A 16,158-nucleotide genomic window follows, 5' to 3' on the forward strand; every position below is an offset into this window, starting at 1 on the left:
GCACAGTTCTTTTATGTTTTTAAAGACAGAGCGGATCCCACCACGAACCGGCGGGAACTTGATCAGGGTAAAGCATCAAGATTGCCGGCAGGTAAACACCTCATGTATTTGAATTTAATCTGCACATTTTGTGGCACATTTGGGGGTGGTGTGGCCTTTCGGTGGACACACCAACATTTTTGACGCTCGGTATTAAGACTTATATACGCCTCGACCCAAAGTGTCGCACTGCTCCATCTTTCCGCTGTTATATCCGGCGAGGAAGGATTGTGCCCGGTCCTCAGAGGAGCCGTGTGTCCAGGTATCGGGGCGTACCTCGCCGCCAGAGCGGCGCTGGATGTTGTCGTCGCCCACGGCGCGGGCAGTGTTGACGGCGTCGGTGACCTGCTGTTCGGTGATCGTTTCGAGCAAAGCATCCTCACCCTTGTCGGCGTAGTGTGCCCACAGTCCGGCATAGCAATCCGCTTGCAGCTCAATCTTCACTGCGTTGGAGTCCTCGCCGGGTTCGTTGTAATTGGACAAGCTGAGTGTGCCCTCTAGCTTCTGAATGTGGTGGCCAAATTCGTGGGCGACGATATACATCTGTGCCAGAGGTGCATTATCCCCACCGAAGTTGCGGAGCTGATCGAAGAACGCGGTGTCGAAATAGGCGGACTCATCGGCCGGGCAGTAGAACGGCCCGGTGGCGCCGGAGGCTTGGCCACAGCCGGACATGGTGGTGTTGTTAAAGATGACGCGGCCGGGTTCGACGTACTCGATGCCTGCCTGATCCGGCAGCTGCTGGGCCCAGACCTTGTCGACGGACTGGGCGGCGAACATGACGCGGCAGTCGTCGTACTTATTGCCGTCCTCGGCAGTTTGGCAGTGTGCGAAGGCATCCTCTCCGCTTTCCTCTGGGCCGACCTGGGTTTGGTCGGGCTGGGGGCTGCTTTCGGTGATGTCACCAAGATCGCCGCCAAGCAAGAGATAGAGGCCAATGAGGAGGAGGGAGCCGATGCCGCCGCCGGTAGCGATCATGCCGCCGCGGCCCCCGCCGCCGGAGCTTGCTCGCTTGCCATCAAAGTTGGCGCCAGATTTGAAAGTCATGGTCCAGATTTTGCCATATGCGGGCGGTGATGTGCGTGTGATGAGGGGAGCTGCGTCAAGCGGGGGTACCAGTGCTCGACGTTCGGCGGCGCTCGGTGTTTACCCCAGCGCTGAGCAAGTCTGGTGCGGGCGGTAGACTTGGGCCGTTCAAGTTCTTGCATCCCTCGGCGCGTGCTGTCTACGCGTGGCGTGTGTGGGTGCGAGCGTCAACGATGAGAAGGGATTGAACGAGAGTGCTGCGTACACATTTGGCAGGCGAACTGCGCAAAGAGATGGCGGGGGAGACCGTCACCCTGACGGGTTGGGTGGCGCGCCGTCGCGACCACGGCGGTGTTATCTTCATTGACCTGCGTGATCGCTCCGGCGTTGCCCAGGTGGTTTTCCGTGAATCCGAGGTGGCTGAGCGCGCCCACGATCTGCGCTCCGAATACTGCGTTAAGGTCACCGGCGTGGTGGAGCCCCGTCCGGAGGGTTCCGCTAACGCGAACCTGGCCTCCGGTGAGATTGAGGTCAACGTTACGGATCTGGAAGTGCTCAACAAGTCTGCAGCGCTGCCATTCCAGATCGATGATCCTTCTTCCTCCGGTGAGGTCGGCGAAGAGACTCGTCTGAAGTACCGCTACCTCGATCTGCGTCGGGAGCGCCAGCACGAGGCTCTGCGCCTGCGCTCGGCAGCTAACCGCGCCGCTCGCCAGGTCCTGGATAGCCATGATTTCACTGAAATCGAAACCCCGACCCTGACCCGTTCCACCCCGGAGGGCGCTCGTGACTTCCTCGTGCCCGCCCGCCTCAAGCCGGGCAGCTGGTACGCACTCCCGCAGTCGCCGCAGCTGTTTAAGCAGCTGCTCATGGTGGCCGGCATGGAGCGTTACTACCAAATCGCTCGCTGCTACCGCGATGAGGACTTCCGCGCGGACCGTCAGCCGGAGTTTACACAGCTCGACGTCGAGATGTCCTTCGTTGATCAGGACGATGTGATCGCTCTCGCGGAAGAAATCATCTCCGCCCTGTGGAAGCTCATCGGCTACGAGATCAAGACACCGATTCCGCGCATGACCTACGCAGACGCTATGAAGTACTACGGTTCCGATAAGCCGGACCTGCGCTTCGACATCAAGATCGTGGAATGCACCGAGTTCTTCAAGGACACCACTTTCCGCGTGTTCCAGAACGAGTACGTTGGCGCCGTCGTCATGGAAGGCGGAGCTTCCCAGCCGCGCCGTCAGTTCGATGCGTGGCAGGAATGGGCAAAGCAGCGCGGTGCGAAGGGCCTGGCTTACATCACCATCGCTGAGGACGGCACCTTGGGCGGCCCAGTGGCCAAGAACATTACTGATGCCGAGCGCGAGGGCATTGCTGAGCACGTCGGCGCCAAGCCGGGTGACGCCATCTTCTTCGCGGCTGGTGACACCAAGTCTTCTCGCGCTCTTCTGGGTGCAGCACGCGGCGAGATTGCAAAGAAGCTGGATCTCATCAAGGACGGCGACTGGGCCTTCACCTGGGTTGTGGACGCACCACTGTTCGAGCCTGCCGCTGATGCCACCGCCTCCGGCGACGTGGCTCTGGGCCACTCCAAGTGGACTGCGGTACACCACGCCTTCACTTCGCCGAAGCCGGAGTATCTGGACAACTTCGACGAGAACCCGGGTGAGGCGCTGGCCTACGCCTACGACATCGTCTGCAACGGCAACGAGATCGGCGGCGGATCTATCCGTATCCACGACCAGGACGTGCAGAAGCGTGTCTTCGACGTTATGGGCATCGGTGAGGAAGAAGCACAGGAAAAGTTCGGCTTCCTGCTCGACGCTTTCCAGTTTGGTGCCCCGCCGCACGGTGGTATCGCGTTCGGTTGGGACCGCATTGTCTCCCTGCTGGGCGGTTTCGACTCCATTCGTGACGTCATCGCCTTCCCGAAGTCCGGTGGCGGCGTGGATCCATTGACCGATGCTCCGGGCACCATTCCTGCCGAGCAGCGCAAGGAGACCGGCGTGGATTTCAAGCCGGAGAAGGCAGCCAAGGCCGCTCAGGGCGACAAGGCAGGGAAGGAGTCCTAGGTCGCTCAACTCGGTGATGTAGTTGGGCCTTCGATATGTGGAAGCAGGCAAGCAAGTGAATCCGATGGGACACGAGTCCAAGAAAAAATCTGTGGCGGATGCCGTGGTGGCGGAAGCCTCACAGATGCTCTCGCGCCGCTTTGGCGGGGAGCCTGAGCTTAGTGACGTCGAGCAACTCACTGGTTCGGGCAACGCCGTGGTGCTTCGTGCCCGCACGTCACCGAGTGCCTTTTTCCCGCATCGTTCGGTGGTCATCAAGTACAACCCAGTCACCGGGCACACCATTGATGACGCCGCCCTTCTGCGTGAGGTGGTGGCCTATCAGTTCACCACAGCGTTGTCCGAAGAGGTTCGCCCAGGCCCAGTACTGCTCGCACACGACGTCGAGAAGCGCATCTTGGTGCTGTCTGACGCCGGCGATGGCGACACCCTGGCGGACACTCTTGCCCGCAGCAATGACGAAGAACGCGGAGAGCTGCTCAGGTCCCTGGGCGGCGCGCTGGGCAAAATGCACGCGGGCACGGCTGGGCGCGAAGAGGATTACGAGGCTCTGCTGAACCGGCAGTTGCGCCGGCATCCCGAATACGCCGAGCACCAAGCCCTGCGGGATGAGTCTCTGAAAAGCTCCATCCTGATCGGTGCGGACATCCTCAGCGAAGCAGGACTGGAGCCACCAGAGCACGTCCGCGAACTAGCCCGCACCGCCATGCAGAGCTTTAGTTCTGGCCGCAACCGCGCTTTTACGCCCTTCGATCTGTCCCCAGACAACATCATCGTGGGGACAACACTGACCTTCCTGGATTATGAGTGGGCCGGTTTTCGCAACGTGGGCTTTGATGTAGCCTGCGTTGTCGCCGGCTTCCCACAGTTCCTCTTCAGCCGCCCGATTACGGATTCTGAGGCGGACGTCTTCATCCAAGCCTGGCAGCGCCGGGTCGTCGACGTGTGGCCGCAGCTGGCGGATGAGAAAACACTGCATGAGCTGATAGTCGCTTGTCTCATTGGTTGGGCTTTGTCGAGCGTGACCACCATGTATGCCGGTGGGATTGAAGGGGTAGTAGCACTGGCGGAGGGTAACGCCGAGATTTATCGTGACCCGCGTCGCTCGCTGCTGCGCCGCTCCGATCACGGCCCGTTCAGCGAGGATGAGCTCTTGATTCGGCGCGACCTTTATGAAACTTTCGAAGCGCTCTCACGTTTTGCCGCGCAGTGTAAGCACGATGGGTGCTCGACTGTTGCCGCTTTCGGTCGCGCTGTGGCCTCCCGTCTCCGGGAGTCCTGATGGGGCAGGAGTCACTCTTCGGCGACGACCAATCAGCGCCAAGCCTGCCGGGTGGCCCCGATATTTTTGCGACTCATTCGGGGTCACCGCTGGCCGCGCGCATGCGGCCGCAAAGCCTCGACGAAGTAGTGGGCCAAAAGCACCTTCTGGAACCCGGGACTCCGCTGCGCCGCCTCGTCGAGGGTTCCGGCGAGGCCTCCGTCATCCTGTACGGCCCGCCAGGCACCGGAAAAACGACCCTGGCTTCGCTGATCGCGTCCTCTCTGGGGGATAACTTCATCGGCCTGTCCGCCCTCGACTCCGGCGTCAAGCAGGTACGGGAAGTCATCACGCATGCTCGCCGCGAGCTGATTGAGGGCCGCCGCACAGTGCTCTTTATCGATGAGGTGCACCGCTTTTCCAAAACCCAGCAGGACGCATTGCTGGCTGCGGTGGAAAACCGGACGGTGCTGCTCGTGGCAGCTACCACCGAGAACCCCTCCTTCTCCGTGGTGGCGCCTCTGCTCTCGCGTTCGCTGCTGCTGCACTTGGAGCCGCTTGACGACGCCTCCCTGCGCACTCTCGCCGAGCGAGCGCTGACGAGCGAGCGCGGCTTAGCCGGGCGAATCACCGCAACGGAAGACGCTCTGGACCAACTGGTGCTGCTCGCCGGAGGAGATGCGCGTCGCACGCTGACCTACCTCGAGGCTGCGGCTGAGGCGGTACCAGATGGTGGCGAGCTCACCGTCGACATTCTCAAAGACAATGTCAACCGCGCGGTGGTGCGCTATGACCGTGACGGCGACCAGCACTATGACGTAGTCTCCGCGTTCATCAAGTCCATTCGCGGTTCTGACGTCGATGCTGCGTTGCACTACCTCGCCCGCATGATTGAGGCTGGCGAGGATCCACGCTTCATTGCGCGCCGGCTCATCGTGCACGCCTCAGAGGACATTGGGATGGCCGACCCCACCGCGCTACCCACCGCCGTGGCCGCCGCGGAGGCCGCTGCGCTGATCGGCCTGCCCGAGGCGCGCATCCCGCTGGCTCAGGCCACGATCCACCTGGCTACTGCGCCGAAGTCGAATTCCGTTATTAATGCCATCAATTCTGCTCAGGCCGATGTCCGGGCCGGTAAGAGCGGTTACGTCCCGCCGCACTTGCGCGACGGGCACTACGAGGGTGCTAAGCGCCTAGGTAACGCCGTCGGCTATCAGTACCCGCATGATGATCCACGCGGTGTTCTAGCCCAGCAGTATCTGCCGGAGACGCTGGCCGATGCCGAGTATTATCAGCCCACCGACCACGGAGCGGAAAAGCGCGTGCGCGAGTACCTGGGAAGGTTGCGGGACATCATCCGGGGGCGGCGTCGCTAAGCACAGCACCGGACGGGTAAAGTTGAGCGCTGACTAGAAACCTCTCAACAGTGAAGGACTTTTGCTCGTGAAGACTCATGAGATCCGGGAACGCTTTACCCAGCACTTCGTCAAGGCCGGCCACGAAGCCGTCCCCAGCGCGTCGCTGATCCTGGATGACCCGAACCTGCTCTTCGTCAACGCCGGCATGGTTCCCTTCAAGCCCTACTTCTTGGGCCAGCAGAACCCGCCTTTTGCTAACGGTACGGCGACCTCCATCCAGAAGTGCGTGCGCACCTTGGATATCGAGGAAGTAGGCATCACCACCCGCCACAACACCTTCTTCCAGATGGCAGGCAACTTCTCCTTTGGCCAGTACTTCAAGGAGGGTGCTATCACCCACGCCTGGAACCTGTTGACGAACTCGGTAGAGGATGGCGGCTTGGGGCTAGATCCCGAGCGTTTGTGGGTCACGGTCTACCTCGATGATGATGAGGCAGCCGATATCTGGCACAACAAGATCGGTGTTCCCCGCGAGCGCATTCAGCGCCTCGGCATGGAGGATAATTACTGGTCCATGGGTATTCCTGGCCCGTGCGGTCCGTGCTCTGAGATTTACTATGACCGCGGCCCGGAATATGGTCAGGACGGTGGCCCCGTCGCGGACGATAACCGCTACATGGAGATCTGGAACCTGGTCTTCATGCAGAACGAGCGCGGCGAAGGCATCGGCAAGGGCAACTTTGAGATTCTCGGCCCGTTGCCTAAGAAGAACATCGATACCGGCATGGGCATCGAGCGCGTTGCCTGCATCCTGCAGGGCGTGGACAACGTCTACGAGACGGATCTGCTGCGCCCGGTCATTGACGTTGCCGAGGAACTCACCGGGGCGAAATACACGCCCGATGCACCGAAGGAAGACTTGATCCGCTTCCGCGTGGTGGCGGACCACTCGCGCACCGGCATGATGCTCATCCTGGATGGCGTTACCCCCGGTAACGAGGGCCGTGGCTATATCCTGCGCCGACTGCTGCGCCGCATCATCCGCTCCGCCAAGCTGCTGGGTGCGAAGGGTGAGACCATGGAACGCTTCATGAACACCATCATGGACACCATGACTCCGTCCTACCCGGAGATTGCGGAGAACCGTGAGCGCATCCTGCGCGTCGCCGTGGCGGAGGAGAAGGCCTTCCTCAAGACCCTGGAGTCGGGCACCAAGCTTTTCGACGAAGCTGTCGACGAGCTAAAGAGCACCTCCCGCGCGGCCACCCCGAAGGTGCTGTCCGGTGAGAAGGCGTTTGAACTGCACGATACCTATGGATTCCCCATCGACTTGACATTGGAGATGGCCCAAGAGGCTGGCCTTAGCGTGGACATGGAGGGCTTTGATGCCGCCATGGGCGAGCAGCGCCGCCGTGCCAAAGCTGATAACCAGGCTAAGAAGCATGGTCACGCCGACTTGTCGCTCTACCGCGAGTGGGTGGATAACCATCCGACTCTGTTCACGGGCTACGAGACCTTGGAGTCCGAGGCCAAGGTACTCGGCCTCGTCCGCGATGGCGAGAAGGTCTCTGAAGTCCAAGCAGGCGACACCGTCGAGGTAATTCTGGACCAGTCGCCGCTCTACGCCGAAGCCGGTGGCCAGACCGCCGACCGAGGCCGGATCATTGCCGGTGAAACCCTCCTTGAGGTCAATGACGTGCAGAAGATCGGCAAGAAGCTGTGGGTCCACAAAGCTACGGTGACCGCTGGTGGCCTTGAACTAGGCACTGGCGTAACAGCCGAGGTAGACCAGCAGTGGCGCCACGGTGCCGTGCAGGCGCACTCCGCCACGCACCTCATCCACGCTGCGCTGCGCCAGGTACTGGGGCCGACGGCTGTCCAGGCTGGTTCCTTGAACCGACCGGGTTACCTGCGCTTTGACTTCAACTACACCGACCAGCTCACCCAGGAGCAGCTCGATGAGATCGCTTTGGTGACTAACCAGGCGGTAGACCAGCACTTCCCGGTCAATACCATCGAGACTTCCTTGGACAAGGCCAAGGAGATGGGCGCGATGGCCCTGTTCGGTGAGAACTACGGTTCCGAGGTCCGCGTCGTGGAGATGGGCGGGCCCTTCTCCATCGAGCTGTGCGGCGGTACGCACGTGAAGAACACCGCAGAGATCGGTCCAGTGTCTGTCCTTGGTGAATCCTCCGTGGGTTCCGGTGCGCGCCGCATCGAGGCCTATTCGGGCTTGGATGCCTTCCGTTACTACTCCAAGGAAGCAGCCCTGGTGGAAGGCGTGTCCCGCGAGCTGAAGGTCCAGACTGAGGACCTGCCGGAACGCATCGCGCAGCTGACGGAGAAGCTCAAGGCCGCAGAGAAGCAGATTGCAGAGCTGCACAAGGCCCAGCTCATGTCCCAGACTGCGGACATGATCTCTACGGCGAAGACCGTCAACGATTTCACTATCGTGGCCGTCAAGCTCCCTAAGGGTGTGAACGGCGGTGACCTGCGCACGCTGGCTTCCGACATTAAGAACCGCCTCGGTGATGTCGCTGGTGTGGTCGTCTTGGCATCGGAGAATGAGGGCGGCAAGCTGCCATTCATCGTGGGTGCTACGAAGGCCGCCATCGAGCGTGGTGTCAAGGCTGGTGACTTGGTTAAGCTGGTTTCCGGCTACGTTGATGGCAAGGGCGGCGGCAAGCCGGATATGGCTCAAGGCTCCGGCGCAAACGCCGAAGGCCTGCAAGCTGCCTTCGACGCCGTCCGTGATGAGCTCGAAACCCACTAATGGATGCGCACGAGTAGGTGTGCAGAAGTAGCTGACTCTCAGGACGAGGAGGAACACCATGGCCGTAGAGCCCGATAAGCCAGGAGCAGACGATCCCGGACCTGGGCGCCGGTTGGGTCTCGACGTCGGAACTGTCCGCATCGGCGTGGCGGTTTCCGATCGGGATGCTCGCCTGGCTATGCCGGTCGAGACCGTCCGCCGTGAAACCGGGTTTAAGGACCGCGACAAGGGTGACATCGACCGACTGCTTGAGCTTATTCACGAGTATGACGTCGTCGAGGTGGCGGTCGGTTTGCCGCGTGATCTCAAAGGCAACGGCTCATCAAGTGTTAAACATGCCAAAGAAATCGCGTTTCGTATCCGCCGCCGCTTGGCAAAAGATGACACGATAAACACACCTCCGCCTGTGCGCATGGTGGATGAGCGCCTCACCACGGTGGTGGCATCATCCGCACTGCGAGCCTCTGGCGTGTCAGAGAGACGCGGTCGTTCGGTTATCGACCAAGCGGCCGCGGTGGAAATTTTGCAATCCTGGCTGGATGCGCGCCATTTCGCGTTGAACGGCCACAGCCCTTCAAACCTAGGAGACGAAGTACGTGAGCCGTAAACCTTCACGCATCGGACGCTCGATGGAACCCCAGTACGTCAAGCGCCGCCAGCGCGGCATGGCCGTGCTTATTGCCAGCCTTGTCCTCATCATCGGCGGCCTCGGCTACATTGGTTTCCGCCTGTTGGGAGGGGGCAATACCTTGGACTATGAGGGACAAGGCAATGGTGTAACACAGCTCGTTCAGGTCCCGGAAGGCTCATCCATGGGAGAACTGGCACCTGAGCTAGCAGAAAAAAATGTGGTGAAGACGCCTGAGGCTTTCTCTTCGGCGGCCAATTCCAATCCGCGCGCGAGCCAAATCAAGCCCGGGTTTTACCGTCTCCAAGAGGAGATGAGCGCCAAATCCGCCGTGGAGGCACTGCTTGATGACGCCAACATGGTGGACTTGCTCGACGTGCACGGCGGAGCGACGTTGCTGGACGTTAACGTACTGGGGGGCGATGTCCGGTTTGGTATTTACTCCCTGATCTCGCAGGTCTCCTGTAAGGAGGGTGGTTGCGTATCCGCCGAGGAACTAGAGAAGATCGCGGCCACGGTAGACCCAGCTGAACTGGGTGCGCCGGACTGGGCTGTGGAGGAAGTCCGTGCCCGCGGCGAGGATCCCAAGCGTATTGAGGGGCTTATCGCCCCGGGACAGTACGTGCTTGACCCGAACATGGATGCCCAGGAGATCCTGACCGATCTCATCAGTCGTTCGACGAAGAAGTACAACGACACCAACATTGTCGACCGCGCCCAGGCCATTGGCCTGAAACCCTATGAGCTTCTGACCGCAGCATCCCTGGTGGAGCGTGAGTCGCCGGCCGGTGAATTCGACAAGGTTGCGCGCGTCATCCTCAACCGCCTCGACGAGCCGATGCGCTTGGAGTTGGACTCCACTGTGAACTACGGGCTCGAGGACGTCGAGCTGGCCACCACCGATGAGGACCGTAACCGCGAGACCCCGTGGAATACCTATGCGAAGGATGGTCTTCCGGATTCCCCGATCGCCTCGCCGTCGGAGGAGGCCATCCAGGCTATGGAGAACCCGGCAGAGGGCAATTGGCTCTTCTTCGTCACGGTTGATGACAAGGGCACGACGGTCTTTACCGACAACTATGATGAGCACCTTGCCAACGTCGATGATGCAGTGCGCTCGGGCATCCTGGACAGCCAGCGCGAAGGCGCCGGCGAGCCACCAGCAGAGGAGCAGTAATAGGATGCCGCGCGCCGCAGTTTTAGGCAGCCCCATCGAGCATTCGCTATCCCCGGTCCTCCATAAGGCCGGCTATGATGCGCTGGACCTGCAGGACTGGGATTACACCAGGTTCGAGGTGACCGACTTGGCTGCCTTCCTCGCCGAGGTAGGGGAAGAGTACCGAGGTTTCTCGGTGACCATGCCATTGAAGTTCGACGCCTTGGCTTGCGCAGACATCGTGAGCGAGCGCGCCGAGCTCATCGGCTCCGCGAATACCTTGGTGCGCACCCCGCAAGGGTGGCGCGCGGACAACACGGATACGGAAGGCGTGCTGGGCGCACTCGATGAGCTGCTGGGGTCCTCTCAGCCCGCGACGGCTTTGCTCATCGGTGCAGGCGGTACTGCACGGCCGGTCCTGTGGGGACTAGCCCAGCGTGGTGTCACCGATGTCACCGTGCTCAATCGCTCCGACCGCCTCGACGAGCTACGCCCGCTGGGCGACGCCCTCGGCCTCTCCCTCCACTCGGCATCTTTTGGCGAGGATCTCGCGGGGTTAGCGCGTTCGGTGGACCTCATCGTCTCCACTGTTCCCTCCGCCGTAGTGGAAGAGCATCTGCCCCAGTTGGCCAAGGCTCCGGTGTTCGACGTTATCTACGATCCATGGCCTACGCCTTTAACTGTGTATGCGGCTGCTGATGGCTATCCGACCGTCGGCGGGCACATCATGCTGGCCAACCAGGCTTATTCGCAGTTTGAACAATTCACCGGGCACACCGCCCCGCGGGCAGAGATGCTGGCTGCTCTCAACGCTGCGCTCAAGCTGCCTTAATCAACAGCATGCGCGGCAGCACCCCGCACGGTAGGCTGCGCAGTCATGGGGGATGTGCTTTTCCTGGCGTGGGGGTGCGCCTTAATCGTTTATGACCTGCGTTTCAAACGCCTGCCCAACTATCTGACCTTGCCTGCCGCCGTGCTGTCGCTGTGGTGGTTCGACCCAGCTGGGCTGCTATGGCCGGGGCTTTATATTCTGGTTGCCTTGCTGAGCCGTACCGGAAGCGTGGGCGGGGGTGATCTCAAGCTGGCGTTGCCACTGGGCATGGTGACCGCCCATGCGGCGGGAGTACTAGGGGTAGCGTTCGCGATGGTAGGGGCGTCGCTGAGCACGCTGCTCTGGGGATTCATAACGCAGGATCGGAAACCCGCGCACGGGCCCGGCATGCTCATTGCGGCAGCACTTGTCGTGCTGTTTAACCCCGACACGGTGTGATAGGCGGCCCAGTGCCCCCGAAAGAACCCCTAGCGTGTGATAATAGTCCGCATGCTTCGTTGGACTACCGCAGGTGAATCTCACGGCCAGGCACTCGTTGCACTTATTGAGCACATGCCCGCCGGGGTTCCCGTTTCCCAAGACGACATCGCTCTCCAGCTCTCTCGCCGCCGCCTCGGCTATGGCCGCGGTGCCCGCATGAAGTTCGAGGCCGATGAACTCACCTTGCTCAGTGGCATTCGCCACGGCCTGACCCTGGGCAGTCCGATTGCCATCATGATCGGCAACACGGAGTGGCCGAAGTGGACCACCATCATGTCCCCGGACGCGCTCGATCTCGATGACCCGGAGACCGCTAAGGCGATGGCTTCCGGCCGCGGCGCCCCGCTCACTCGTCCTCGCCCGGGGCATGCCGATTTCGCCGGCATGGTGAAGTTTGATCACGCGGAGGCCCGTCCCATTTTGGAGCGCTCCTCTGCACGCGAGACCGCTGCTCGTGTGGCCGCGGCCACGGTCGCGCGCAACTTCCTCCGCGAAACCCTGGGAGTCGAGGTGCTGTCCCACGTCATTTCCATCGGTGCCTCAGAACCGTATGAGGGCCCGCATCCTAGCTTCGCGGACCTTGAGGCTATCGACGCTTCACCGGTACGCGCCTGCGATAAGGCGGCGGAAGAGTCCATGATCGCAGAAATCGAAACCGCGAAAAAGCAGGGAGACACTCTGGGCGGCATTGTCGAGGTGATCGTGGAAGGCCTGCCGATTGGCTTGGGCTCGCACACCTCGGGTGAAGACCGCCTCGACGCACAGCTCGCCGCCGCCTTGATGGGGATTCAGGCGATCAAGGGCGTCGAGGTCGGCGATGGCTTCGCTGAGGCCCGCCGCCGCGGGAGCGAAGCGCACGATGAAATGGTCCGCACAGACAATGGCGTGGATCGTGAGACTAACCGCGCTGGTGGTCTGGAAGGCGGCATGACCAACGGCCAGACGCTGCGCGTCCGCGCGGCGATGAAGCCGATTTCCACGGTCCCGCGTGCGCTCAAGACGGTCGACATGGCCACAGGTGGGGCGGCTACCGCTATTCACCAACGTTCCGACGTCTGCGCGGTACCGGCTGCCGGTGTCGTGGCAGAGGCGATGGTGGCGCTCGTTCTCGCGCGTGCGGTGCTGGAGAAATTCGGCGGCGATAGCCTCGCCGAAACCAAGCGCAACATCGCTGCCTACCAGGACTACGTGGCAGGCCGACTGGAGTGGGGTGACGCATGAACTCCCCACACGTCGTCCTTGTAGGACCTCCCGGTGCCGGCAAAACCACGATTGGTCGCCGCCTGTCGCGGGCACTGAATTGCGACGTTGTTGATACCGACAGCCTCATTGAGGCGCGCTATGGAAAGAAGTGCGGCGAGATTTTCTCCGAGCTGGGTGAGCCGGAATTCCGCGAAGTGGAAGCCGAGGTCGTGCGCGAGGCGCTGGCTACCACCGGGGTGGTGAGCCTGGGTGGCGGTGCCGTGCTGACAGAATCGACCCGTGACTTGCTCGATAGCCTGACCGTCGTCTACCTCGACATCACACCCGAAGAAGGCGTCACCCGCACGATGGGGGGTACCAGCCGCCCGATTCTCGAGTCGGCGGATCCTCTCGCGCGTTATTCCCAACTCTTGGAGGAGCGACGGCCGCTCTACACCAAGGTTGCGGATTTAAAGGTACGCACAGGCGTGCGCTCCCCGCAGCAGGTGGTGGGCGATATTTTGAGCTTCCTTGAGACTCTCTAAGACACTGGCTTATTGTCACTCCACCCCCGCGACGACTAATGAAGACGACTACTAGCGCTGCTGAAGGAGCCGCTCCCATGCACACCATTCCGGTTAACGGACCATCCCCCTACGAGGTCACGATCGGCAGTGGGCTCAGTGCTGCGATGATTGAGCGCACCGCCAGTATTGGTGCGGCGAAGGTGGCGATTATCCACCAGCCGCCGCTGTCCCAAGCTGCCCGCAAACTCGCTGAGCAAGCCAGCACACAGGGCCTCGAGGCCACCCCGGTCGAGGTTCCCGATGCCGAGGCTGCCAAGCAGCTTGATGTATTGGCACGTCTGTGGGATGTGTTCGGTGACGCTGGGTTTAGCCGCCGCGATGCAGTCATCGGCCTCGGCGGCGGTGCCGTCACAGATTTGGCGGGTTTTGCTGCGGCAACGTGGATGCGCGGCATCCCGGTTATTCAGGCTCCGACGACGCTGCTGGCGATGGTTGATGCTGCCGTGGGCGGGAAGACAGGTATCAACACAGCCGCAGGAAAGAACCTCGTTGGGGCGTTCCACGAGCCGGATTCAGTCTTCGTCGACCTGGATCACCTGCGCACGCTGCCCGAAGATGAGATCATCGCTGGCTCCGCAGAAATCATCAAGACTGGTTTCATCCACGATCCACGCATCATCGAGCACTATCTAGCGGACCCCGCCGCTTGCCTCAAACCGGAAGGCCTGCTTCCTGAACTCATCGAGCGGTCCATTGCCGTCAAGGCGCACGTGGTGGGCCAGGACTTGAAGGAGTCCGGTCTGCGCGAAACCCTCAATTACGGCCATACCTTCGGCCACGCTGTGGAACGCCGCGAAAATTACTCGTGGCGCCACGGCCGTGCTGTGGCTGTGGGCATGATGTTTATTGCGCACCTGTCCCACGCTCGGGGGCTAATCGACGCCACCCTCGTCGCCACCCACCGAGACATCCTCACCCGGATTGGGCTGCCCACCACCTATGAGCAGGGCCACTTCGAGGAGTTGCTCGACGGCATGCGGCACGACAAGAAGAACCGCGAGGGTCGCATCCGCTTCGTCGCGCTCACTGGTATTGGGCAAACAACCCGCCTAGAAGACGCCACAGAAGAGGAGTTGCGCGCAGCTTACGCGCAACTGGCCTCGTAGAGTTTCAGCTGACCCCCTGAAGTTTAAGGAGCGCACACCATGACCATCCTCGTTCTCAACGGCCCCAACCTGAACCGTTTGGGGAAGCGCCAGCCGGAGATTTACGGCAGCGAAAGCCTAGCGGATATCGAAAGCCAAGTGCGCGCCGCGGCGGGGGAGGAAGAGATCGTCTTCTTCCAGTCCAACCATGAGGGTGAACTCATCGAGCAAGTGCATCGAGCCGCCGACGAAGGCTGGCCCGTGATCATCAACCCAGGCGGCTTTACCCACACGTCGGTGGCGCTACGAGATGCCTTGGCGGAGGTAGCCGATGGCGCCGGTTTCGTCGAGGTTCACCTCTCCAACGTGCATGCACGCGAGGCTTTCCGCCAACACTCTTACCTCAGTCCACTCGCGCGCGGTGTTATCGCAGGGCTGGGCTCGTATGGCTACGTCGCGGCACTGGGGTACCTGCTGGCAAATTAGCTATCATGGAGTATCGCTTGAAAATGAATGGAGTGGTTCTCTCATGGCATTAGCCGATACTCGTTATAGCAACCGTCGCCGTAAGCTTATGACCGAGCTGTCCGGCCAGCGTATTGACGCCATTATTGTTACCCACTTGACGCACGTGCGCTACCTGACAGGTTTTTCCGGCTCGAATGGCGGTTTGTTGCTCCGCAAGGATCTCTCCGCGCTCATGGCAACTGATGGCCGCTACACCACCCAGATTGCCCAGGAAGTCCCGGATATCGAAGCCAGCCTTGGCCGCGATGTGGGCCCGCACCTGTTGGAAAAGGTATCCGATGATCTGCGGGTTGGCTACGAGGCGGACTATGTCACTGTCGCACAACTCGAGCGTCTGGAGAAGGCAAAGCCCGAAGGCGTAACGCTGGTACCCGTCAGCGGGGTGATTGAGAAGATTCGCCTGGTCAAGGACAACATTGAACTCCAGAAACTGGAAGAAATTGCCGCTTTGGCAAACCAGGCGCTTACCGAGCTCATCGAGGCTGGTGAGGTAGCTGCTGGCCGCACGGAGCGACAGGTCGCTGCTGACCTGGAATACCGCATGCGCATGCTCGGTTCGGAGCGCGTGAGCTTTGACACCATCGTGGCCTCCGGCGAAAACTCCGCTAAGCCGCACCATGGTGCAGATGACCGTGAGCTGCGCAAGGGTGACTTGGTCACGATTGATTTCGGCGCTCACCTGCGCGGTTTTAACTCCGACTGCACACGCACCTTTGTCATCGGTGAGGTCACCGACTTCGCCCGCGAGATCTATAACGTCGTGCTGCGGGCCCAGGAAGCAGGCGTCAAGGCTGCGGTGCCGGGCGCGAAGCTTGTCGACGTCGACGCGGCCTGCCGCGACATCATTACCGAGGCCGGCTATGGCGAGTACTTCGTCCACTCCACCGGCCACGGCATCGGGCTTGACGTGCACGAAGGCCCCTCCGCAGCAAAGACCGGGAAGGGCGAGTTGGCTGAAGGTATGACGCTGACCATCGAGCCAGGCATTTACGTTCCGGGCAAGGGCGGTGTTCGTATCGAGGACAGCCTCTTCATTACCTCCGGTGCGCCGAAGATCATTACGCCCTACCCGAAGGAACTTCAGGTGCTGTAGCCAGCACCCCTTCGCTCCGCTGGTGCCGTGCGTACGGTATGCTTAGACACTGTTT

14 protein-coding genes are annotated in these 16,158 nt (G+C 61.3%); 13 read left to right on the forward strand and 1 reads right to left on the reverse strand.

Annotated features, from left to right (window positions below; genetic code table 11):
- Window positions 1-192 precede the first annotated feature (192 nt).
- Window positions 193-1,086, reverse strand: coding sequence for a neutral zinc metallopeptidase (locus tag QKE52_RS01925; RefSeq protein ID WP_049154573.1), 894 nt, complete (start codon window positions 1,084-1,086; stop codon window positions 193-195).
- Between the two features lie 233 nt (window positions 1,087-1,319).
- Between QKE52_RS01925 and aspS the strand changes: the two genes are divergently transcribed.
- The 13 genes from aspS to QKE52_RS01990 all read left to right on the forward strand — a co-directional run bounded on the left by aspS (window position 1,320) and on the right by QKE52_RS01990 (window position 16,103).
- The gene (aspS, locus tag QKE52_RS01930) at window positions 1,320-3,140 is read left to right on the forward strand and encodes an aspartate--tRNA ligase (protein WP_049154574.1); all 1,821 of its coding nucleotides are present in this window, start codon (window positions 1,320-1,322) and stop codon (window positions 3,138-3,140) included.
- Window positions 3,141-3,204: 64 nt separating this feature from the next.
- On the forward strand, window positions 3,205-4,422 hold the full coding sequence (locus QKE52_RS01935; RefSeq protein WP_070516934.1) for a phosphotransferase: 1,218 nt from the start codon (window positions 3,205-3,207) through the stop codon (window positions 4,420-4,422).
- A complete protein-coding gene (locus QKE52_RS01940) occupies window positions 4,422-5,777 on the forward strand; it encodes a replication-associated recombination protein A (RefSeq protein ID WP_049154576.1) in 1,356 nt (451 codons plus the stop codon). The genes QKE52_RS01935 and QKE52_RS01940 overlap by 1 nt, the downstream gene beginning before the upstream one ends.
- Before the next feature lie 67 nt (window positions 5,778-5,844).
- On the forward strand, window positions 5,845-8,532 hold the full coding sequence (alaS, locus tag QKE52_RS01945; protein WP_102234412.1) for an alanine--tRNA ligase: 2,688 nt from the start codon (window positions 5,845-5,847) through the stop codon (window positions 8,530-8,532).
- Window positions 8,533-8,590: 58 nt separating this feature from the next.
- Window positions 8,591-9,139, forward strand: a complete 549-nt coding sequence (gene ruvX / locus QKE52_RS01950) for a Holliday junction resolvase RuvX (RefSeq protein ID WP_049154578.1) — start codon at window positions 8,591-8,593, stop codon at window positions 9,137-9,139.
- 22 nt (window positions 9,140-9,161) lie between these two features.
- Window positions 9,162-10,337 carry an endolytic transglycosylase MltG gene (mltG, locus tag QKE52_RS01955; RefSeq protein WP_102234438.1) on the forward strand — a complete coding sequence of 392 codons (1,176 nt, stop codon included), beginning with the start codon at window positions 9,162-9,164 and terminating at the stop codon, window positions 10,335-10,337.
- Between the two features lie 4 nt (window positions 10,338-10,341).
- Entirely contained in the window at window positions 10,342-11,148 is an 807-nt protein-coding gene (locus tag QKE52_RS01960) for a shikimate dehydrogenase (RefSeq protein ID WP_102234413.1), read from the forward strand.
- Between the two features lie 45 nt (window positions 11,149-11,193).
- Window positions 11,194-11,586 carry an A24 family peptidase gene (locus tag QKE52_RS01965; protein ID WP_102234414.1) on the forward strand — a complete coding sequence of 131 codons (393 nt, stop codon included), beginning with the start codon at window positions 11,194-11,196 and terminating at the stop codon, window positions 11,584-11,586.
- 51 nt (window positions 11,587-11,637) lie between these two features.
- The gene (gene aroC / locus QKE52_RS01970) at window positions 11,638-12,849 is read left to right on the forward strand and encodes a chorismate synthase (RefSeq protein WP_070513255.1); all 1,212 of its coding nucleotides are present in this window, start codon (window positions 11,638-11,640) and stop codon (window positions 12,847-12,849) included.
- Window positions 12,846-13,355, forward strand: coding sequence for a shikimate kinase (locus tag QKE52_RS01975; protein ID WP_070516947.1), 510 nt, complete (start codon window positions 12,846-12,848; stop codon window positions 13,353-13,355). The genes aroC and QKE52_RS01975 overlap by 4 nt, the downstream gene beginning before the upstream one ends.
- A 77-nt stretch (window positions 13,356-13,432) precedes the next feature.
- On the forward strand, window positions 13,433-14,503 hold the full coding sequence (gene aroB, locus QKE52_RS01980) for a 3-dehydroquinate synthase (protein WP_102234415.1): 1,071 nt from the start codon (window positions 13,433-13,435) through the stop codon (window positions 14,501-14,503).
- Between the two features lie 39 nt (window positions 14,504-14,542).
- Window positions 14,543-14,968, forward strand: a complete 426-nt coding sequence (gene aroQ / locus QKE52_RS01985) for a type II 3-dehydroquinate dehydratase (protein ID WP_070516954.1) — start codon at window positions 14,543-14,545, stop codon at window positions 14,966-14,968.
- Between the two features lie 43 nt (window positions 14,969-15,011).
- A complete protein-coding gene (locus QKE52_RS01990; protein WP_102234416.1) occupies window positions 15,012-16,103 on the forward strand; it encodes an aminopeptidase P family protein in 1,092 nt (363 codons plus the stop codon).
- The last annotated feature ends 55 nt before the right edge of the window (window positions 16,104-16,158 follow it).

The sequence above is a fragment of the Corynebacterium sp. c25Ua_47 genome (genome assembly GCF_039907205.1).
Taxonomy (GTDB): Bacteria; Actinomycetota; Actinomycetes; order Mycobacteriales; family Mycobacteriaceae; genus Corynebacterium; species Corynebacterium hiratae.